Here is a 21,189-nt window from a genome sequence, read left to right as displayed (position 1 = left end):
GTCGGGACATCCAACACAAATCTCAGAGCCCTGACTTCAACCGGCTAAACGCCCGAATCAACGCCCGGTTGAACGCCTTGCCATTGTCATTCTTGCTATACAACGTAGCCCGCACTTCAGCCGAGGGATACGTCCCCGGATCATTGCGAATCGATGCATCCACCAGACCATCCGCCGCCGTGATCGCATTGGCGTAATGGATGGTGTCGGTAATCGGCGCCATCACCTCCGGCGTCATCAAGTAATCCATCAACGCCAGCCCGGCCTCGGGATGCGGCGCATCCTTGGGGATCACCATCGCGTCAAACCAGATCAACGTACCCTCTTTCGGAATCCGGTAACTGAGCTTGAACGGCTTGTTCGCCGCCTCCGCTTGCCCAGCGGCAATCGCCACGTTGCCGTTCCACGACATCGCCACGCAGGTGTTGCCGTTGGCCAGATCGCTGATGTTCAGGTCATTGTCGAAGTAGCGAATATACGGACGAATCTTCGCCAGTTGCTGCTCGGCGAGTTTCAGGTCATCAAGGTTCTGCCGGTTGATGTCCAGGCCCATGTACTTCATGACCGCCGCAAACACTTCATTCGGATCATTGAGCAGGCTCACCCCGCAGTCGGCGAATTTCGACACCACCGCCGGATCGAACAGCATCGCCCAACTGTCCTTTGGCGCGTCGGGCAGACGCTTTTTGACCGCCTCTTCCTGATAACCCACGCCCGTGGTGCCCCACGCGTAAATCCCCGCGTAACGATTGCCCGGATCGAACACCGCCATGTGCTGACGGAACTCTTCCCCAACGCCGGAAAAGTGCGGCACCCGCGCCTTGTCCAGCGGCTGAATCGCGCCGCTTTCAATGGCTCGCGACAGATGCTGCCCAGCGGTGAGCACCAAGTCGTAGCCACTGCGCCCGGTGAGCAGTTTGGTTTCGACGGTTTCGAGCGAGTCGAAATGATCGGCAACCACATGGATGCCGGTTTTCGCCTCGAAATTCTTTAAGGTGTCCGGGGCCAGATACTCGCCCCAGATGTACAGATTAACCACCGGTTTGGCGGTGTCGGCAGCCTGCACACACAAGGGTGCAAGCACCAGCAATAACGCTTGAGTCAGTTTGTGCAGGCGCATGGTCACGCTCCCTTGTTGTGGTCAGGGGTGCCGGCGTATTGCGGCATGGTGATGCACGCCACGTTACCGCCGCCAAGGAGAATTTCCCGGGAGTTTTCAATGCCGACGATCTTGTGCTGAGGGAACAGTTCGGCCAGCGTCGCCATCGCGACTTTGTCCTGACGATCACCAAACAGCGGCACCACGATCGAGCTGTTGCCGGCGTAATAGTTGATGTACGACGCGCAGATTTTCGTGCCGGCCTGACGGGTGTGGGTGCTGTCCTGCTGATCCAGGCCTTCGGCTTCTTCGGCCGTCCATTCGAGTACGTCCGGTTGCGGCAGTTTGTGCACGATCAGTTCACGGCCACGGCTGTCGCGGGTGCTGCGCAGAATGTCGTAGGCCTCTTGATAGATTTCCCACTGCGGATCGTCGCGATTGTCGGTTCATTGCAGCACCACTTCACCGGGGCGGACGAAGCAGGCGAGATCGTCGACGTGGCCATCGGTTTCATCGAACTTGCAGCCGCGTGGCAACCAGATCACTTGTTCGGCGCCGAGGTAATCGGTGAGTCGGTGGGTGACTTCCTCTTTGCCCAGATGCTGATTGCGATTGCGGTTGAGCAGGCACTGTTCGGTGGTGAGGATGCTGCCCTGACCGTCGCTCTGGATGCCTCCGAGTTCGGCGATCAGTGGCGCACGGTAGCGGTCGAAGCGCTCGATTTCGAGGATTTTGCTGGCGATCTGATCGTCTTTGTCCCACGGGTAATAGAGGCCGCCGTCGAGGCCGCCGTAAGCGTTGAATTCGAAATCGACGCCGCGCACTTCACCACTCTGATCATTGACCACAAAGCACGGGCCGCTGTCGCGGAACCAGGTGTCGTTGCAGGTCATCTCGACCACGCGCACTTGCGGCGGCAACTGGCGACGGGCCGTGACAAATTGTGCAGCGGAGGCGCAAACAGTGACCGGTTCGCTGTGGGAGATGGCGGTAACGATTTGCACCCAGACTTTCTGCGCAGGCTTGGCGCCGTTGCGCCAGACGTCAGTGCGCTCCGGCCAGCCGAGCCAGCAGCCGGACTTGCTTTCGAATTCGCCGGGCAGGCGGAAGCCGTCGTGTTTAGGGGTGGAGTCGAGCAAACGTGCCATGGTCAAACCTCGTTTTCGCGATGGGAATGACCACACGGTACGGGCGTTGGCGGAGGGCCCGCCAACGATGAATATTGCGGAACAGTTGAATTCAACTCATCAATCAGCCAGCTGATCGTTGAACCATTCAAGCATCTGCGCCACCGCCGGACGCTCCATGCGCACCCGCTCGCAGACCAGTGCGTATTGGCCGAGCGCAGTCATACTCGAAGTAAATGGCCGCACCAGCCGCCCGCTCTGCAAATCTTCCTGCGCGGTGAGGTTGTCGCCCATCGCCACGCCCTGCCCTTGCGCCGCGGCTTCCAGCGCCAACCCCGCGTGAGCGAAATACAACTGACGCTGCGGACGCTGATCGCCGGCATGGCTGGTCAGCCACGCGGTCAGGTCTTACCGTCCTGATCGTCATGCAGCAGGCAGTGGCGGGCCAGATCCTTGGGCGTCTTCAGCGTGCCTTGGTTGAACAGGCCGGGGCTGCACACCGGGAAGAACTGCAGCGCCGGCAACGGTCGAACGAAGTAAGCGCTGCTGTCGACCGGGCCGGTGCCGTAGGTGATCGCCAGGTCGATGTCTTCGCCGGGGCCGCTGGCGTCGATTGGTTGTTCGTAAAGGTGCAACGTGATGTGCGGGTAGCGCGCGTAGAAATCGGTGAGGCGGCTCATCAGCCACTTTTGCGCAAGTTCGGCGGTCACGGCCAGGCGCAGCACGGCCAGCGAGGATGGATCGCGCAACTCATCGCAGGCGTCGCCGATCAATTCGAAAGCTTGCTGCAGGCTTTGCATCAGGCGGCCAGCGGCGATGGTCGGGCGGATTTGCCGGCCTTCGCGGATGAACAGGGGGACGCCGAGTTGTTCTTCGAGCTGGCGGATCTGGTGGCTGACGGCGCTGTCGGTGACGCACAGTTCGGCAGCAGCGCGACCGAAATGCGCGTGACGAGCGGCGCATTCGAAGGTTCGCAGCGCGGCCAGTGAGGGGAGTCGTCGCATGGGTTGTTGATCCCTGTTTTTAGGCGGACATGCTGACCGGCCGGACTGCGCCAGTCCAGTAGGAGCTGCCGCAGGCTGCGATCTTTTGATCTTGTTTGACTAACCAAAGTCAAAAGATCGCAGCCTTCGGCAGCTCCTACAGGGGCATGCATTTCAAATTGTGGGAGCGGGCTTACTCGCGAAGGCGGCGGCACATTCACCTCAACTCTTCTAGGCTAACCCGAACCATCCCAGCCAACCGGAGGCCCCCATCATGCACCTCGAAGGCTCCTGCCACTGCGGCGCGGTCACGTTCAGCCTGACCAGCGCCCACCCCTATCCGTATCAACGCTGCTACTGCTCGATCTGCCGCAAAACCCAGGGCGGTGGCGGATACGCGATCAACCTCGGCGGCGACGCGACGACGCTCAAGGTGCAGGGTCGCAAAAACATCACGATTTACCACGCGAAGATGAAAGACCCAGGCGAGAAACGCGCCCACCGCAGCACTGCCGAACGGCATTTCTGCGCAGTGTGCGGCAGCGGTTTGTGGCTGTTCAGCCCGGAGTGGCCGGAGCTGATCCACCCGTTCGCCTCGGCCATCGACACCGCGTTGCCGGTACCGCCGGAACACACGCACTTGATGCTCGGCTCGAAGGCGCCGTGGGTCGAAGTCGACGCCAAAGCCAAGGACAAGCAGTTCGACGTCTACCCAGAAGAATCCATTGCGCAGTGGCATGAACGCTTGAGTCTATCTCGCTGAAACTACAGGTAAACACAGATCCCTTGTAGGAGCGGGCTTGCTCGCGAAAGCGGTACTCCAGGCGCAGTTTGAGTCGTCTGACACTCCGTCTTCGCGAGCAAGCCCGCTCCCACATTGATGATTTCCACTGGCCCGGATTTTTTTTGATCAACGCAGTTCCCCTTTGCCGTTCTCGTTCGGTTAACCCCTCAGAAGCACTTCAACTACCGATCGATTCGATGCAAAGGGATCTCCATGTCGCACGTCCGTTTTCGTTTTGCCTTGTGCCCGTTGGCGCTGGCCCTGCTGAGCCTTCACGCGCACGCCGCTGAAACCGTCGCTAAAACCGATGAAGCCCTGCAGCTGGGCGCCACCAATATTTCCGCGCAAGGCCTCGGTGCAGTCACCGAAGACACCCATTCCTACACCACCGGCGCGACGTCGTCGGCCACCGGCTTGCCGCTGTCGATTCGCGAAACACCGCAATCGGTCACGGTCATCACCCGCCAGCAAATGGACGATCGCGGCGTGCAAAGTGTCGGCGATGCACTGCGCAACACCCCCGGCATTTCCACGCAAAAGTACGACAGCGACCGCACTGAGTTTTCCGCGCGCGGCTTCGCTATCACTAACTTCCAGTACGACGGCGTAAACATTCCGTACGACGGCGTGTACGGCGAAAACCCGAACAACGGTGACGACGCCGCGAGCATTGATCGCGTCGAAGTGATCAAAGGCGCGACCGGCCTCATGACCGGTAACGGCGATCCATCGGCCACCGTCAATCTGATCCGCAAGAAGCCGACCAAGGAATTCAAGGCGTCGATCAGTGGCACCGTCGGTTCGTGGGATGCCTATCGCACCGTCGGCGATATCTCCGGTTCGCTGACCGATTCGGGCAACGTGCGCGGGCGTTTTGTCGGTGCCTATTCGGACAAGAATTCCTACCTCGATCACTACAGCCAGAAGAAAGACCTGTTCTACGGCATCCTCGAAGCCGACCTGACCGACGACACCCTGCTGACCTTCGGCATCGACAAATCCAGCACCACGCCGCGCGGCAGTTCCTGGACTGGCAACCCGGTGTACTTCAGCGATGGCGGCCGCACCGAATTCCCGCGTCATTTCAACTCCGGTGCCGACTGGAGCCGCCGCGATTTCGACAACATCACCTACTTCGCCTCGCTGGAGCAGGCGCTGGCGAATGACTGGAAATTCAAGGTCAGCCTCGACCAGAAAACTACCGATCACGATACGCAACTCGCCTCGGCCAGCGGTGGCAATCCTGATCGCGCCACCGGCGAGGGCATGTTCTTGTATTGGGGCCGCTGGGAAGGCCATCGCGTGCAGAACACCGCCGACGTCAACGTCTCCGGCCCGTTCACCTTGGGCGGTCGCGAGCATGAGCTGATTGCCGGCGTGATGACCGCGCACTCGCGCCAGACCGGTTCGACCTACGACACCAGCGCCTTCTCGCAAGTACCGGGGAGCATTTACGACTGGAACGGTGAACTGCCGAAACAGCAATTCCCGAAGAACGGTAAATACGAGCGCACCCAAAGCCAGAACGGTGTGTACCTGGCCACGCGCCTGCACCCGACCGATGATCTGTCGGTGATCCTCGGCAGCCGCTTGAGCACCTTCAAATACAACGAAGATTACGGCTACATCCCCGGTGCCGGGCTGGACGATACCCACGCCAGCTACAAGGAACACGGCGTGGTCACGCCTTACGCCGGGCTGGTCTACGACCTCAACGACACCTACTCGCTGTACGCCAGTTACACCAGCATCTACCAGCCGCAGACCTACAAGGACATCAACGGTTCGACCCTCGCCCCGGTCGAAGGCGATAGCTATGAGGCAGGCTTGAAAGCGGCGTATTTCGACGGTCGATTGAATGCCGCGCTGGCGTTTTTCCGCATCGAACAGGACGGCGTCGCCGAATCGATCGGCACCAACCCGGTGACCAACGAAGGCATCTACAAATCCATCAACGGCGCGACCACCCAAGGCGTGGAACTGGAACTGGCCGGCGAACTGGCCGAGGGCTGGAACGTCTCCGCCGGCTATACCTACGCGCGCACGCGAGACGCCGATGAGCAGCGCATTTACGGGTACCCACTGTCGACCACCAAACCTGAACATGTGGTGCGCACCTTCACCACCTATCGACTGCCCGGCGTGCTGGACAAGGTCACCGTCGGTGGCGGCGTGAGCTGGCAGAGCGCGTTCTACGGCAACATCTACAGCGCCCCGGCCGGCGATTACACGCGCATCAAACAAGGTGGCTACACCCTCGTCGACCTGATGACGCGCTATCAGTACAACGAAAACCTGAGCTTCACGGTGAATGCCAACAACGTGTTCGACAAACAGTACCTGACGGGGCTGGGCAACTTCGACACCACGTTCTACGGCGAGCCACGCAATGTGATGCTGACGACGAAGTGGGATTTTTGATCCGGGGCTGAATTGGTTTTTTCAGGGCTGGCCTCATCGCGAGCAGGCTCACTCCTACAGGGTTTGGTGGTGCCTACAATATTTGGACACGACAGATAACCCATGTAGGAGTGAGCCTGCTCGCGATGGCGGTGGGTCAGTCAGAGCTGTTTTGACTGGGCTTACGCCTTCGCGAGCAAGCTCGCTCCCACAGGGGAATGCATTCCAAATGTGGGAGCGGGCTTGCTCGCGAAGAGGCCTTGACCACCACCGCGAATCAATCCAGATGCGCCCACGTCATCCGAAACGACGCCCCACCCCAAATTGATTCCCCCACCTCAACCTGTCCGCCATGGGACTGCGACACGCGCCGCACCAGCGCCAGACCCAAGCCAAATCCACCCGTGCGCCGATCCCGACTGGCATCCAGCCGCGAGAACGGTTCGAAAATCTTCTCCCGCCCTTCCAGCGGCACGCCCGGCCCATCGTCGTCGACCCGCACCTCGTAATAATCCCCGGTGCGCACCAGTGTCACTTCGACTTTTTGCTCGGCGTAACGAATCGCGTTGCGCAGCAGGTTGATCACCGCCCGCGCCATAAACCGTGGTTCGATGCGCACCGTGTCGAGCCGGCATTCGCCAATCAGCAACTGCACGCCCGCCGCTTCCGCCTCCAGCGCGACGCTGCCGACCACGCTGTCGAGCCAGTTGGTCGCCTGAATGTTCTCGCGTTTGATCACCGTCGCACCGCGCTCAAGGCTGGCGTAAGTCAGCAGCTCGGAGACCATTTCCTCCAGCTCGCCAAGGTCGGCGTACATGTCGGCAATCAGCTCACGGCTCTGGCTGGCGTCCGGCTGCTGCTTCAGTTGATCAAGCTCAAACGACAACCGCGCAATCGGCGTGCGCAGTTCGTGAGACACCGCGTTGGTCAGCTCGCGCTGATTGGCGATCAGGCCTTCGATGCGCGCGGCCATCAGGTTGAAGTGTTCCGCCAGATCACGAATGTTCGAGCGCTTCGACAATTGGATACGCACCGACAAATCGTTATCGCCAAAGCGCTCGGCGGCCAGCCGCAGCTTCTCCAGATCGCGCCAGTGCGGGCGCACCCAGAAGAACAACACGATGCCGATCAGAACCGCCAGCATCATGTACGCCGCCGTGATGTAGAACGGCATCAGGCTCGGCTCGGGCGGCAGCTTGATGCTGAGCAACTGCGAGCCACCGTCAATGTTGCTAATGAACTGCGTGTAGTTGTCGCGGATCACCAACAGATTCTGCGCGAGCTCTGATTTTTCTTCGTCGGTCAGTTTCAGTTGATCGGTTTCGACCAGCCCCAACGACAGGCCATAGTGCGGACGCAACGCCTCAAGCTGCTGCTCGCGTGCTTCGCCATGTTGATCGCGCATGTGCTCGACCAGCGACCACGCTTGACCGCGCACCGCCTCGCGGTTGTAGGCCTGCATCTGATTGTCGAGCAAGGCGTTAAAGGTGTGCTCGACCGTCTGCAAGGCCAGCACCAGCCCCACCGTCATCACCAGAAACAGCCCGAGAAATAAGCGCAGCATCTACAGCTCCCAGGCAAACGGATTGAACAGATAACCCTTGCCCCACACGGTCTTGATGCACACCGGCTCACGCGGATTGTCTCTGAGTTTGTTGCGCAGTTTGCTGATGTACACGTCGACGCTGCGGTTGAGCCCGTCGAAGGCAATCCCGCGCATGCGGTTGAGGATGTCGTCACGGGAAAGAATCTTGCCGGCAGCGCTGGCGAGCAACCACAGCAGTTCGAATTCCATGGTGGTCATTTCGATGATCTCACCGGCCAGACGCACCTCGCGACAACTGCGGTCGATGCTCAACTGACCAAACTCCAGGGAACTGACCACGCTGCTGTCCGGCACCTGACGCCGTTGCAACGCGCGCAAACGGGCGAGCAACACCGGCGGTTTGATCGGTTTGATCACGTAGTCGTCGGCACCGGATTCCAGACCGAGAATGTGGTCGAGGTCGTCTTCCTTGGCGGTCAAAATGACGATCGGCGTGTCCGACACGCTGCGAATTTCGCGGCACACGTGCAGACCGCTCTGCCCCGGCAACATCAGGTCGAGCACCACCACTTTCGGTTTGAATTCGAGAAAAGCGGCCACGGCCAGATCGCCACGGTGCACCGTGCGCACCTCGTAGCCGTGTTGTTCGAGGAAGTGGGCGATCAGCGCCGCGAGACGCTCGTCGTCTTCCACCAGAAGGACTTTGCCGAAACCCAGGTTATCCATAACGACCGTCTGCCAACCCATGTGTGAAGTGGTCGACATTATGGCGGCATTCTCAGGCGGAAGCCGGTTATCGGTGATGTTTCATACTCTTAAGAGTTTTTAACAGATTGGGTAGGAGCATGGCTTGCCAGCGAATGCGTCCTTGAGATCGCTATCGCAGGCAAGCCGTGCTCCTACAGGGTTATGCCGCGACAGGCACACCACTGTGAAAGCGGAATTCTTCATCCGGCGATTCAATCAGCTCTTGCTCGGCAGCACGAACCCGCACGATCACCTGCTCAACATCTTTGGCATCACCGTACTGATAAGCCAGCTTCAGATACCCCTGAAAATGCCGCGCCTCGCTTTTCAGCAAACCGAAATAGAACTTGCCGAGTTCCTCATCAAGATGCGGTACTAGCGCTTCAAAACGCTCACAACTGCGCGCTTCGATAAACGCGCCCACCACCAGCGTATCCACCAGTTTCACCGGTTCATGACTGCGCACCACTTTGCGCAGGCTCGACGCGTATCGGCCGGCGTGCAACTGGCGCAGTTCGATCTTGCGACGCTTCATCAGGCGCATGACTTGTTCGTGGTGCACCAGTTCTTCCCGGGCCAGACGCGACATCATGTTGATCAGGTCGACGTGGGAATGGTACTTGGCTATCAGGCTCAACGCGGTACTGGCGGCTTTGAACTCGCAGTTTTTGTGGTCGATCAGCAGGGTCTCCTGATCGGCCAGTGCGGCCTGAACCCAAGCGTCGGGAGTGCGGCAGCCAAGGAATTCGTGGATTTCGGGAAGGATCATGGGGCTCACGGTAAAGGTGTTCGAGCGAAGGGCGCCGATTATACCGGCCTGTCCGCAGACCACCAGCGGCTGGCGTTGATATGCATCAAGTCGCGCACGTTCTGGCAGCAACTATAGTTGTGCAACGCCGTGCCTTTTCTTTGCTGGAGACTCCGCTCATGCAAGCCATTCGCAGCATTCTGGTGGTCATCGAACCCGAACATTCGGAAAGCCTGGCGCTCAAGCGCGCCAAGTTGATCGCGGGCGTGACCCAGGCCCATCTGCACCTGCTGGTCTGCGACAAGAAGCACGACCACGCCGGCATGCTCGGCGTGCTCAAAGCCGCGCTACTGGCGGACGGTTACAGCGCCACCACCGAACAGGCGTGGAACGAGAGCCTGCACGAAACCATCATCGATGTGCAGCAGGCCGAGGGCTGCGGACTGGTGATCAAGCAGCATTTCCCGGACAGCTCACTGAAGAAAGCCCTGCTGACTCCGGCGGACTGGAAACTGCTGCGCCACTGCCCTACCCCGGTGCTGCTGGTGAAAACGTCGACCTCGTGGAAAGACCGAGTGATTCTGGCGGCGGTCGATGTCGGCAATGCCGATGGCGAGCACCGGCATTTGCACAATACGATCATTGATCACGGCTACGACATCGCCGCCCTGGCCAAGGCGCATCTGCATGTGATTGCGGCGCATCCCTCGCCGATGCTGTCGGCGGCGGATCCGACGTTCCAGCTCAGCGAAACCATCGAAGCGCGCTATCGCGAGCAATGCCGGGCGTTTCAGGCGGAATTTGATATTGATGCCGAGCATCTGCACATCGAAGAAGGCCCGGCGGATGTGTTGATTCCGTTTATGGCGCACAAGCTGCAGGCAGCGGTGACCGTGATTGGCACGGTGGCGCGCACCGGGTTGTCGGGGGCGCTGATCGGCAATACGGCGGAAGTGGTGCTGGATGAGCTGGAGAGTGATGTGCTGGTACTCAAACCGCAGGAGGTTGAGGATCATTTGGTGGAGTTGGCGGTGAAACATTAAAGATTGCAGCGCCTGATCTGGCCCCTTCGCGAGCAAGCCCGCTCCCACAGGGGTACGTATTTCAAATGTAGGAGTGAGCCTGCTCGCGATGGCGGTGTATCGGCCGAAGACTATGTTGAATGTACCGGCCTCATCGCGAGCAGGCTCACTCCTACAGGAAAACGCATTCCAAATGTGGGAGCGGGCTTGCTCGCGAAGTTTTTGATCTTCAAGCGCCAAAGGCGTCTTTGAGGAATCCGGGGGCGATGTAGCGCTGATAATGCGCTTCCGACAGCAGGAAAAATTCCCGATCAATGGCATCGCGCAATTCCGGCAGATTCCACTCGCGAAACTCCGGCAGCAGCACCATCCCGTACGCGTCGAGATTAATGATCACCCGCGCCCCCCGGGCAATCAGCTGATACGCCCAGCAATATTCCGATTGATGCGGCACGAAGCGGATCTTGCGCTGTTCGAGCTGCTCGCGCAGACGCGCCGAATCGAAAATCTCGACCTTGCCCGCCATCACTTGTGACAGCAATTGCTCCAGTCGCAACCACACCGCACGTTTTTCCTCCTCGTTGTACCCATTCCAATGGATCACTTCGTGGTGGAAACGCTTGCAGCCACGGCACACCAGATCACCGTAAACAGTGGAGCAGAGGCCGACGCAGGGGGTCTTGATGGTCTGATTGGGCATAAAGTAGGCAAAGGCACTGAAACGCGGAACAGGTCGGCATGTTAGCCCTTTGTCTAACATTCATCACCCCTCAAAGTTCAGGGGTGAACTTACCTTTAAATTTTTTTTGCCGTAGAATCAGCCAGCCTTTTAAGGCGCCAATGTCCGTTAGAAGCTGTTTTCAAAGCGTCACGAGCACAGTCGTTCCTTCAGAGCGGTGTTGGCGAAGGGTTTTTCCAGCGGGGAAAAGCCCAACGCCAACCCTCATCAGCTCCCCGTTCTGCAGGCGTAAAACTTTGAAAGCAGCTTCTGTAAGGAATGGTCGGTAATTCTGGCTAAGTGGCCCACAACGCCACGCAGCGCATGAGTACGGCCATTTCGGGATGAGCGTCCCGGACACCCATTTGGGACCACTGATGAGGGTAATAACTGTGCTTGAAGCCTACCGCAAACATATCGAAGAGCGTGCAGCCCTGGGTATCGTTCCCCAGCCGCTTAACGCCGAACAAACAGCAGGCCTGGTCGAGCTGCTGAAAAACCCTCCGGCTGGCGAAGAAGAATTCCTCGTTGACCTGATCACCAATCGCATTCCACCAGGCGTGGACGAAGCGGCCTATGTAAAAGCCGGCTTCCTGTCTGCACTGGCCAAGGGCGAAGTTTCCTCCCCTCTGCTGGACAAAAAACGCGCTGTAGAACTGCTCGGCACCATGCAGGGCGGCTACAACATCGTGACCCTGGTTGAGCTGCTGGACGACGCCGAACTGGCGCCAGTCGCTGCCGCGCAACTCAAGCACACCCTGCTGATGTTCGATGCGTTCCACGACGTCGCGGAAAAAGCCAAGAACGGTAACGTTCACGCTAAAGCCGTGCTGCAATCCTGGGCTGACGGCGAGTGGTTCAAAAACCGCCCGACTCTGGCCGACAAGATCAGCCTGCGTGTGTTCAAGGTTACCGGCGAAACCAACACCGACGACCTCTCCCCTGCTCCCGATGCCTGGTCGCGTCCAGACATCCCGCTGCACGCCCTGGCCATGCTGAAAATGGCCCGCGACGGCATCGTTCCTGATCAGCAGGGCGCCATCGGCCCGATGAAGCAGATCGAAGAAATGCGCGGTCAAGGCTTCCCGATCGCCTACGTCGGTGACGTGGTCGGCACTGGTTCTTCGCGTAAATCCGCTACCAACTCGGTGCTGTGGTTCTTCGGCGACGACGTTCCTTACGTGCCGAACAAGCGCGCTGGCGGTTTCTGCTTCGGCAGCAAAATCGCTCCGATCTTCTACAACACCATGGAAGATGCCGGCGCACTGCCAATCGAGTTCGACGTTTCCAACATGAACATGGGCGACGTGATCGACCTGTACCCGCATGCTGGCAAAGTCTGCAAACACGGCACTGACGAAGTCATCACCACCTTCGAAATGAAGACCCCGGTGCTGTTGGACGAAGTCCGTGCTGGCGGCCGTATTCCGCTGATCATCGGCCGTGGCCTGACCGAGAAGGCTCGCGCCGAACTGGGTCTGCCTGCGTTCGACCTGTTCAAGAAGCCTGACGCACCGATCGAAAGCACCAAGGGTTACACCCTGGCGCAGAAAATGGTAGGCAAGGCGTGCGGTCTGGCAGAAGGCAAAGGCATCCGTCCTGGCACCTACTGCGAACCGAAAATGACCACCGTGGGTTCTCAGGACACCACCGTTCGAATGACCCGTGACGAACTGAAAGACCTGGCGTGCCTGGGCTTCTCGGCTGATCTGGTGATGCAGTCCTTCTGCCACACCGCGGCATATCCAAAGCCGATCGACGTGACCACCCACCACACCCTGCCTGACTTCATCATGACCCGCGGCGGCGTTTCCCTGCGTCCGGGCGACGGCATCATCCACTCGTGGCTGAACCGCATGCTGCTGCCAGACACCGTCGGTACCGGTGGTGACTCGCACACCCGTTTCCCGATGGGCATTTCGTTCCCGGCCGGTTCCGGTCTGGTTGCGTTTGCTGCGGCCACCGGCGTTATGCCGCTGGACATGCCGGAATCGATCCTGGTGCGTTTCAAAGGCAAAATGAAACCTGGCATCACCCTGCGTGACCTGGTTCATGCGATTCCTTACTTCGCTATCCAGAACGGTCTGCTGACCGTCGAGAAGAAAGGCAAGAAAAACGCCTTCTCCGGCCGCATCCTGGAAATCGAAGGTCTGGAAGGTCTGACCCTCGAGCAGGCGTTCGAACTGTCCGACGCCTCGGCCGAACGTTCGGCTGCCGGTTGCACCATCAAGCTGTCGAAAGAGTCGATCACCGAGTACCTGAACTCCAACATCACCCTGCTGCGCTGGATGATCGGTGAAGGCTACGGCGATGCGCGCACTCTGGAACGTCGCGCTCAAGCGATGGAAGCCTGGGTTGCCAACCCGGAACTGATGGAAGCCGATGCTGACGCCGAATACGCCGAAATCATCGAAATCGATCTGGCCGACATCAGCGAGCCTGTACTGTGCGCGCCGAACGATCCGGACGACGCCCGTCTGCTGTCCAGCGTTGCTGGCGAGAAGATCGACGAAGTGTTCATCGGTTCGTGCATGACCAACATCGGTCACTTCCGCGCTGCCGGTAAGTTGCTGGATCAGGTCAAGGGTCAGCTGCCAACCCGTCTGTGGCTGTCGCCGCCGACCAAAATGGACGCTCACCAATTGACCGAAGAAGGCTACTACGGCATCTACGGCAAGGCTGGCGCACGCATGGAAATGCCAGGCTGCTCGCTGTGCATGGGTAACCAGGCACGTGTAGAGCCGAACGCTACCGTGGTGTCCACTTCGACCCGTAACTTCCCGAACCGTCTGGGCGACGGCGCGAACGTCTACCTGGCTTCGGCCGAGCTGGCGTCCGTGGCTTCGATCCTGGGTCGCCTGCCGACCGTCGAGGAGTACATGGAATACGCTGGCAAGATCGACAGCATGGCGGCCGATATCTACCGCTACCTGTCCTTCGACCAGATCGCCGAGTTCCGTGAAGCTGCTGCGAACGCCAACATCCCGGTCGTTCAAGCCTAACGTTACAACGCAATAAAAAACGCCGCCCATCGTCAGATGAGCGGCGTTTTTTTAGGCCTGTAGGGTAAGCATCACGCTAAACACTGTGGGAGCGGGCTTGCTCGCGAATGCATGGTGTCAGGCGACGCAAGCGCTGAAGACCCACCGCATTCGCGAGCAAGCTCGCTCCCACAGGAGATCTCTACAGGTTTGAGATTGAGGGTGTTGTGCAAAATACTGTGGGAGCGAGCCTGCTCGCGATGGCAGACTCGCAGCCGCACAGATCGGTCAGACAGTCAGCTTGTAAACCAATGCCGAAATCGCCACCAGACCTACTGCCGTGACAAACACGTTCGACGCCTGACCACGATAGCGCGCCATCGCCGGTACTTTGCGAATCGCGTACATCGGCATCAGGAACAGAATCGCCGCAATCACCGGGCCGCCGACGGTTTCGATCATGCCGAGAATGCTCGGGTTCAGCGTTGCGATGACCCAGCAGATCACCAGCATGAACGCCGCCACGATGCGATCCAGTGCCTTCGCGCCCGGACGCTTGCCGCTCTTCACGATCAGGCCTTTCAGACCTTCGCTGGCACCGATGTAGTGACCGAGGAACGACTTGGAGATCGCCACAAATGCAATCAGCGGCGCTGCAAACTCAATGGTCGGATTGTTGAAGTGGTTGGCCAGGTACGACAGGATCGACAGGTTCTGCTCTTTGGCCTCCGCCAATTGCTCCGGCGACAGCGTCAGCACGCAACTGAAGACGAAGAACAACACCATCAGCACCATCAACGCATGGGCGCGGAACAGGATCTGCGAGCTGCGCTCATCGGCATGCACGCCATACTGACGCTTCTGATCCACCGCAAATGCCGAAATAATTGGCGAGTGGTTGAACGAGAACACCATCACCGGAATCGCCAGCCACAGCGTGTGCAGCAGCGCCGACGCTGGCGGCACCTGCGAAACGGTGGTGAGGATGCCGCCGTTCCAGTGCGGAATCAGGTATATCCCCAGAAACAGTAGCGCGACGATAAACGGATAGACCATCAGGCTCATTGCCTTGACGATGGCGTCCTGGCCGCAACGCACCACTGCCAGCAAACCAAGAATCAGCACGAACGACAGCAGCGCACGCGGCGGCGGCGTGATGTGCAATTGATGTTCAAGGAAACTGGCGACCGTATTGGTCAGGCCCACGCTGTAGATCAGCAGAATCGGGAAGATCGCGAAGAAGTACAGCAGCGTGATCAGCGCACCGGCCTTGATGCCGAAATGCTGCTCGACCACTTCAGTGATGTCAGCGCCTTCGCGACCGGACAGCACAAAACGGGTCAGGCCACGGTGTGCGTAGAACGTCATCGGGAACGCCAACAGCGCAAGCACCACCAGCGGCCAGAAGCCACCCAAGCCTGCGTTGATCGGCAAATACAGGGTACCGGCGCCAATGGCCGTCCCGAACAACCCCAACATCCAGGTGGTGTCCTGGCGATTCCAGCTCGAAAGTTCAGCGGGTGCTGCTGCATCAAAGCGCTCTTCGACGCTATTGGCCTGATCATTCATCCGGTCGGATCTCCGCATTCCGGTCACTTGCCACTCGGTCAGGACGCGTCGGAAAAAACCGACAGACATGCTCCGGCCGAAACAGGGGCGCGATTCTCCGCGATAAATGAGCAGAAGCAAAGACTTAGCTGAGGAATGGTTGTGCGGAGCAGATCAGCGGAGTGTCGTTTTTAAGAAAATGACTGTCGTCAACGAGCACGCGACATGTCGTTTTTCGGCAAGTTATCGCATCGGGCATGAGGGAAAAACCTCAACCTCATCCGACTAATCGACCCAACATGAAACCCATTGACATGCAAAACAGACCGAAAGCCAGCATCGCCCAGACAGGTAACATGTCGCCTTTGTTCTTGATGCGCACTCTCTCAGCCCATTCATCGTGCTCCCGCTCGAGTTCTTCCATTCTGGCTTTTAGGTCATAGGTGCTCATTTTTGATTGTCCTTTTGGTTAGAAGGTTCGAGTACTTAAGACTTGAAAAAGAAGCCTGCTACGGCAGTGATTGCGGTCACCAGCCCCCCTAATATTGCGAGCGGATATAAATTCGCCTCCCTGCTCAGCTTTTTTTCCTCCGTCAAAAGCTTTTGACGTTCGGCTACGAGTTTGCGTGTCTCATTCAGGAGCCTTTCGAGTTCCAGGTTTTCCCGATTATTTTGAAGCATTCGCCTTCCTTGGCTGTTGGCAACCACTGTCCAGGCTGCCTTGCACCCACATCATTCCTCGTTCCTCCTCTACCGAATAGCAGACGGATCTGTAGGGTACGTAGGCAAAATCCGGGAGTTACGTAGGCAGCCTCATACAGAGACAGCGGCGAGACTTATCACCTCGCCGCCGTGCTGGATCAATCGACCGGTACCAAATTATCGAGCACCTGATTGACAGCCAACTCACCCAACATCACCACTTGCGCAATCCCTAACAACGTCCTGCGATGAGTGCCCTCAAGCATCCCCGCCAAGTCGTTAAGCATCACGGAGGCAGAGCCGAGGCTTTCGCTGGCGTCGGCCAATAGAGGTTCGTTCGCACTGGCCGGGTTGACCATGAACAAACGGTTGGACGCATACGGTGCGGCCATGATTTCGGCAGTGGGAGGGCCGAGGTAGTGGTCGAGGGCGCGTTCGGCGGCTTCGTGGAATTTCTTGGATTGGGAGGATTCGTACGGCGATGCCGGATCGGTGGCCGGCGGGTTTGGCGTTACCTTGAACATAAATGCTTACCTCGTAATAAGGCTGCATCCATTCCACCGCTAAGCAAAAGGGAGGCAGCTGTGCGCAAGTTAGCGGTCCGGTAAGCATTCACAACCCGGCGCATCCGAAGATGCCATGCGCACAGCCACCATCGAGCGCAGGCGAAAGCCTGACTTGATAGGACTTGTACAACCGTGGATGCATACCGAGCCGCTAAGCCCGATCACTGGAAATCAGTGACCCGATCAACGTTACCGACCCGCCCCAAGGCGCACAAGCCGGCGGATTCTGTCTTAGGCGTAGGCAACGACGCAACGATTTGTGGGCAATCGTACGTAACTTCAGGTGTCTATAAACACGAATCACCGAGTTGTGTTTATTGGCTGACAACACGAGGCGAAATGTCCGACAGATTGTGGCGCGAGAGCACCGTGCAAGAGGCAGGCTTTAGTGTTGGTCGTACCGGCCTCTTCGCGAGCAAGCCCGCTCCCACAGTTGGAATGCGATCCTTTGTGGGAGCGGGCTTGCTCGCGAAGGCGTCGGATCGGCGAGCGAAATACTTTCAATCCCCACCATTTCATCTAGCGTGAGAAAGGCCCCACTACTCCCTCGGAGCCTACCCATGCCATTAGTCCGCGTCGAAATCAAAAAACACCCCGATCCGACCTTTGCCAAACGCATCGGCGAGCAGATTTACAGCGCCATGCGCAGCGCCATCAACGTCCCGGATCATGACAACTTCCAGATCCTCAACGAGCACGACGCCAATCACTTTATCTTCGACACCGAGTACCTCGGCATCCAGCGCTCCGACCAATTGGTGATCATCCAGATCACGCTCAACGAAGGCCGAACGCTGGAGCAGAAAAAAGCGCTGTACCAAACCATCGCGCAGAACCTCAACACGCACCTGTCGATTCGCCTCGAAGATGTGTTCATCAATCTGGTGGAAGTGAAAAAAGAGAACTGGTCGTTCGGCAACGGCATCGCTCAATACGCCAATTGACAGGCGCGCAACCCGCACAGCATGATCAGCCCCATGAACCTTTGCGCGCTGCACCTCACCCGTACCACCACGACCGCCATCGGCGGGTCGTGGTGTTTGCGCCTGAGGTAACCCCAGCGCAGCAAACCCAAGGCCCCGCCAGCAATGGACGGGGCCTTGTTGTTTCTCCCGTCCGTGCGGCATTTGCAGCACTCAAGGAGAGACATCATGTCTGCAGCACTGTTGATCATCGATATGCAGGTCGGTCTGTTTCATGGCCCGGAACAACCTCATCACGGCGAGCACATTCTCGCCAACATCCAGCACCTGATCGCCAAGGCGAGACAACAGCAGGTGCCGATCTTTGCGGTACGCCACACCGGGCCCCAAGGTTCGCCGATTGCCGCTGGCAGTCCGTTCTGGCAATTGCTGCCCGAGCTTGAGCTCAACGCTGAAACCGCAACCCTCTTTAACAAGTCCAGACCCAACGCCTTCCATGGCACTGACTTGGCGCAGCAACTGCAATCCAGAAAAATCGAGAATCTCTACCTCGTCGGAATGAAGACTCAATTCTGCATCGACAGCACTTGCCGCGCTGCTGCCGACCTGGGCTTCAAACCCGTGTTGATCGCCGACGCCCACACCTGCATGGACACTCCTGCCCTATCAGCGCAGGCGATCATCGATCACCACAACGCCACCCTCGGTGGCGCCTTCGCCCGGGTAATAAACAGCGCCGACGTAAGCTTCTGACGAAGCGTTCAGGCGAGCCCTGCATCAGCTCCTACACTGGCTGATGCGGGGCAACGTTCAACCATTGCCAAACCGCTCTGGAATCAGCACTCTGAAGCATAATTTGATGCCCTCGACGCCGACGATCACAGGAGCCGCGCAATGCCCGCAACCGTTCTGGTACTGGTTGAAACCATCAACGACTATTTGCCGATTCTGGAAAATCAGGGTTTTCATCTGATCCTCGCGCCGACGCCCGCCGAACGCGCGCAGGCTATTGCCACTCACGGCAGTCGCATCGATGCGGTGCTGACCCGTGGCCCGCTGGGTCTGACGGCTGACGAGATTGCCGCCCTGCCCGCACTGAAAATCATCACCGTGATCGGGGCCGGTTATGAGCAAGTTGATCTGCAAGCCGCCAGTGATCGCGGGATTACCGTGACCAATGGCGCCGGGGTTAACGCCTCGTCCGTGGCCGACCATGCGATGGCGATGCTGCTGGCATTGGTGCGTGATATTCCGCGTTGTGATGCGGCGGTACGTCGTGGTGAATGGCCGAAGATCATGCGGCCGTCGCTGGCCGGGAAGCGCTTGGGGATTCTCGGATTGGGTGCAGTGGGTTTGGCGATTGCCAAGCGCGCGCACTTCGGTTTCGACATGGAAATCAGCTACCACAGCCGTCAGGTGCGCAGTGAGGTGCCTTACGCGTTTTGCTCGACGCCAACCGAACTGGCGCGAGCTTCGGACTTTCTGATCATCGCGACGCCGGGCGGGATTGGCACTCAGCATATGGTGACGCGTGCGGTGCTCGATGCACTGGGGCCGAAAGGTTTTATCGTCAACATTGCGCGGGCCAGTGTGATTGCCACAGCAGACCTGATCACGGCCCTTGAACAACGAAAAATTGCCGGTGCGGCACTGGATGTGTTCGATCACGAACCGCAGGTGCCGGATGCGTTGAAATCCCTCAGCAATGTGTTGCTCACGCCTCACGTTGCCGGCCTGTCGCCAGAGGCCACCCAAGGCACGGTCGAACTGGTGGGCAAAAACCTCGTCGCGTTTTTCTCCGGGCAACCGGTGCTCACCCCGATCGCTCTCCCGCCAAAACTCAACAACCAGCGCGTGCACTGATCTGACTGACCTGAATGACCTGAATGACCTGAATGACCTGTAGGAGCTGCCGAAGGCTGCGATCTTTTGATCTTGCTTTTATAAGATCAAAAGATCGCAGCCTTCGGCAGCTCCTACACGGTGGGCTCTTGTGCCTATTCGGAACGCTGATTATCCGGAAACACGGTGGGCTCTTGTGCCTATTCGGAACGCTGATTATCCGGAAACACGGTGGGCTCTTGTGCTTATTCGGAACGCTGATTATCCGGCAACACGCTAACCTATAAGACCGCACCGCGCTTGTGAGCAATCGGGCGCGCCATTAGATTAGCCAATGATGTCTGGCCTCCAAAATAAGCAGAAGGGATAAGCATGGCGCTTACTGACCAGTCCACCCGTATCCGCTCTGGCGAAGAACTTGATGCCAGCCTGATCGATCCGTACCTCAAGGCGCATATTCCGGGCCTGAGCGGCACGCCTGCGATCAGCCAGTTTCCCGGCGGCGCGTCGAACCTGACCTACCTGCTGGAATACCCGGAACAGGAATTCGTCCTGCGCCGTCCGCCGTTCGGCCACAAGGCCAAATCCGCCCACGACATGGGCCGTGAATTCCGCATCCTCAATCAATTGCGCGATGGTTTTCCGTATTGCCCGAAAGCCTACGTGCACTGCACCGATGAGTCGGTGATCGGCGCCGAGTTCTACGTGATGGAACGGGTCAACGGCATCATCCTGCGCTCGGAACTGCCGCCGGAACTGGGCCTCGATTCGGCAAAAACCGAAGCGCTGTGCAAGAGCTTTATCGACCGTTTCGTCGAGTTGCACCGTGTTGACTACAACGCCTGCGGCCTCGCCGATCTGGGCAAACCGGAAGGCTACGTCGCCCGCCAGATCAAAGGCTGGAGCGAGCGCTACGAAAAAGCCCTGACCCCGGACGCACCGCACTGGGAGGCGGTGAAAGCCTGGCTCAACGACAAGATGCCGGCCGACCATTCGACGTCGAGCATCGTCCATAACGACTACCGCTTCGACAACGTCATCCTCGACCCGAACAATCCGATGCAAATCATCGGCGTGCTCGATTGGGAACTGACCACCCTCGGCGATCCGCTGATGGATCTGGGCAACACCCTCGCCTATTGGATTCAGGCCGACGACCCGGCGCCGGTGCAACTGATGCGCCGCCAGCCGAGCCACGCACCGGGCATGTTGACCCGTCGCGAGTTCGTCGATTACTACGCCGAACGCTCGGGCATCCAGATCGACAATTTCGACTTCTACTACACCTACGGCCTGTTCCGCCTGGCCGGCATCGTGCAGCAGATCTACTACCGCTTCTACCACGGCCAGACCCAGGACAAACGCTTCGCGCAGTTCATTCACATGAACAAACTGCTGGAGCAGATGAGCCTGCAAGTCATCGCGAAATCGAGCCTCTGACGGCCCACACCAA

Annotated in this window: 17 protein-coding genes and 2 pseudogenes; 8 read left to right on the top strand and 11 right to left on the bottom strand. The window is 58.7% G+C overall.

The window, feature by feature from the left end:
• Positions 1 to 22: 22 nt before the first annotated feature.
• From ACZZ0D_RS07995 to ACZZ0D_RS07985, 3 genes and pseudogenes are all read right to left on the bottom strand, one after another.
• Positions 23 to 1,120, bottom strand: a complete 1,098-nt coding sequence (locus tag ACZZ0D_RS07995) for an extracellular solute-binding protein (RefSeq protein WP_463552865.1) — start codon at positions 1,118 to 1,120, stop codon at positions 23 to 25.
• Positions 1,121 to 1,122: 2 nt separating this feature from the next.
• Positions 1,123 to 2,247, bottom strand: a pseudogene (gene aguA / locus ACZZ0D_RS07990) (agmatine deiminase).
• Positions 2,248 to 2,346: 99 nt separating this feature from the next.
• Positions 2,347 to 3,230 (bottom strand): annotated as a pseudogene (locus tag ACZZ0D_RS07985) (LysR substrate-binding domain-containing protein).
• A 253-nt stretch (positions 3,231 to 3,483) separates the two neighbouring features.
• Between ACZZ0D_RS07985 and ACZZ0D_RS07980 the strand changes: the two are divergent.
• Both ACZZ0D_RS07980 and ACZZ0D_RS07975 read left to right on the top strand, forming a co-directional pair.
• A complete protein-coding gene (locus ACZZ0D_RS07980; protein ID WP_463552864.1) occupies positions 3,484 to 3,972 on the top strand; it encodes a GFA family protein in 489 nt (162 codons plus the stop codon).
• Positions 3,973 to 4,206: 234 nt separating this feature from the next.
• Entirely contained in the window at positions 4,207 to 6,414 is a 2,208-nt protein-coding gene (locus tag ACZZ0D_RS07975; protein ID WP_463552863.1) for a TonB-dependent siderophore receptor, read from the top strand.
• A 256-nt stretch (positions 6,415 to 6,670) separates the two neighbouring features.
• Here ACZZ0D_RS07975 and ACZZ0D_RS07970 read toward each other — a convergent pair whose 3' ends face one another.
• The 3 genes from ACZZ0D_RS07970 to ACZZ0D_RS07960 form a co-directional block, all read right to left on the bottom strand.
• Positions 6,671 to 7,957 (bottom strand): ATP-binding protein, encoded by a 1,287-nt coding sequence (locus ACZZ0D_RS07970; RefSeq protein WP_463552862.1) that lies wholly within the window; start codon positions 7,955 to 7,957, stop codon positions 6,671 to 6,673.
• Positions 7,958 to 8,665 (bottom strand): response regulator, encoded by a 708-nt coding sequence (locus ACZZ0D_RS07965; RefSeq protein WP_463554773.1) that lies wholly within the window; start codon positions 8,663 to 8,665, stop codon positions 7,958 to 7,960.
• Positions 8,666 to 8,846: 181 nt separating this feature from the next.
• Positions 8,847 to 9,455 (bottom strand): MiaE family protein, encoded by a 609-nt coding sequence (locus ACZZ0D_RS07960; RefSeq protein ID WP_053121340.1) that lies wholly within the window; start codon positions 9,453 to 9,455, stop codon positions 8,847 to 8,849.
• A 158-nt stretch (positions 9,456 to 9,613) separates the two neighbouring features.
• Between ACZZ0D_RS07960 and ACZZ0D_RS07955 the strand changes: the two genes are divergently transcribed.
• Positions 9,614 to 10,477, top strand: a complete 864-nt coding sequence (locus ACZZ0D_RS07955; RefSeq protein ID WP_463552861.1) for a universal stress protein — start codon at positions 9,614 to 9,616, stop codon at positions 10,475 to 10,477.
• Positions 10,478 to 10,685: 208 nt separating this feature from the next.
• On the opposite strand, the gene ACZZ0D_RS07950 is transcribed toward ACZZ0D_RS07955, so the two are convergent.
• Positions 10,686 to 11,156: a DUF1289 domain-containing protein gene (locus ACZZ0D_RS07950; RefSeq protein ID WP_159814138.1), complete on the bottom strand. Its 471-nt coding sequence runs from the start codon at positions 11,154 to 11,156 to the stop codon at positions 10,686 to 10,688.
• A 410-nt stretch (positions 11,157 to 11,566) separates the two neighbouring features.
• On the opposite strand from ACZZ0D_RS07950, the gene acnB reads away from it, so the two are divergent.
• Positions 11,567 to 14,176: a bifunctional aconitate hydratase 2/2-methylisocitrate dehydratase gene (gene acnB, locus ACZZ0D_RS07945; protein ID WP_463554772.1), complete on the top strand. Its 2,610-nt coding sequence runs from the start codon at positions 11,567 to 11,569 to the stop codon at positions 14,174 to 14,176.
• A gap of 267 nt (positions 14,177 to 14,443) precedes the next feature.
• Here the strand turns inward: acnB and ACZZ0D_RS07940 are convergent, their stop codons facing one another.
• From ACZZ0D_RS07940 to ACZZ0D_RS07925, 4 genes are all read right to left on the bottom strand, one after another.
• Positions 14,444 to 15,724, bottom strand: coding sequence for an HAAAP family serine/threonine permease (locus ACZZ0D_RS07940; RefSeq protein ID WP_463552860.1), 1,281 nt, complete (start codon positions 15,722 to 15,724; stop codon positions 14,444 to 14,446).
• 256 nt (positions 15,725 to 15,980) lie between these two features.
• The gene (locus ACZZ0D_RS07935; RefSeq protein WP_463552859.1) at positions 15,981 to 16,154 is read right to left on the bottom strand and encodes a hypothetical protein; all 174 of its coding nucleotides are present in this window, start codon (positions 16,152 to 16,154) and stop codon (positions 15,981 to 15,983) included.
• A 35-nt stretch (positions 16,155 to 16,189) separates the two neighbouring features.
• Complete coding sequence (locus ACZZ0D_RS07930) at positions 16,190 to 16,384, bottom strand: hypothetical protein (protein WP_159814142.1); 195 nt, start codon at positions 16,382 to 16,384, stop codon at positions 16,190 to 16,192.
• A 179-nt stretch (positions 16,385 to 16,563) separates the two neighbouring features.
• The gene (locus tag ACZZ0D_RS07925; RefSeq protein ID WP_463552858.1) at positions 16,564 to 16,929 is read right to left on the bottom strand and encodes a DUF6124 family protein; all 366 of its coding nucleotides are present in this window, start codon (positions 16,927 to 16,929) and stop codon (positions 16,564 to 16,566) included.
• Positions 16,930 to 17,531: 602 nt separating this feature from the next.
• Here ACZZ0D_RS07925 and ACZZ0D_RS07920 point away from each other — a divergent pair.
• The 4 genes from ACZZ0D_RS07920 (at position 17,532) to ACZZ0D_RS07905 (ending at position 21,176) form a co-directional block, all read left to right on the top strand.
• Positions 17,532 to 17,915: a tautomerase family protein gene (locus ACZZ0D_RS07920; protein WP_463552857.1), complete on the top strand. Its 384-nt coding sequence runs from the start codon at positions 17,532 to 17,534 to the stop codon at positions 17,913 to 17,915.
• A gap of 207 nt (positions 17,916 to 18,122) precedes the next feature.
• Positions 18,123 to 18,647 carry a cysteine hydrolase family protein gene (locus ACZZ0D_RS07915; protein WP_463552856.1) on the top strand — a complete coding sequence of 175 codons (525 nt, stop codon included), beginning with the start codon at positions 18,123 to 18,125 and terminating at the stop codon, positions 18,645 to 18,647.
• A 141-nt stretch (positions 18,648 to 18,788) separates the two neighbouring features.
• A complete protein-coding gene (locus tag ACZZ0D_RS07910; protein WP_463552855.1) occupies positions 18,789 to 19,757 on the top strand; it encodes a 2-hydroxyacid dehydrogenase in 969 nt (322 codons plus the stop codon).
• Between the two features lie 351 nt (positions 19,758 to 20,108).
• Positions 20,109 to 21,176 (top strand): phosphotransferase family protein, encoded by a 1,068-nt coding sequence (locus tag ACZZ0D_RS07905; protein ID WP_463552854.1) that lies wholly within the window; start codon positions 20,109 to 20,111, stop codon positions 21,174 to 21,176.
• Positions 21,177 to 21,189: the final 13 nt, after the last annotated feature.

It is taken from the genome of Pseudomonas sp. AC193, assembly GCF_979258075.1.
This window is presented reverse-complemented; position numbering and strand designations above follow the sequence as displayed.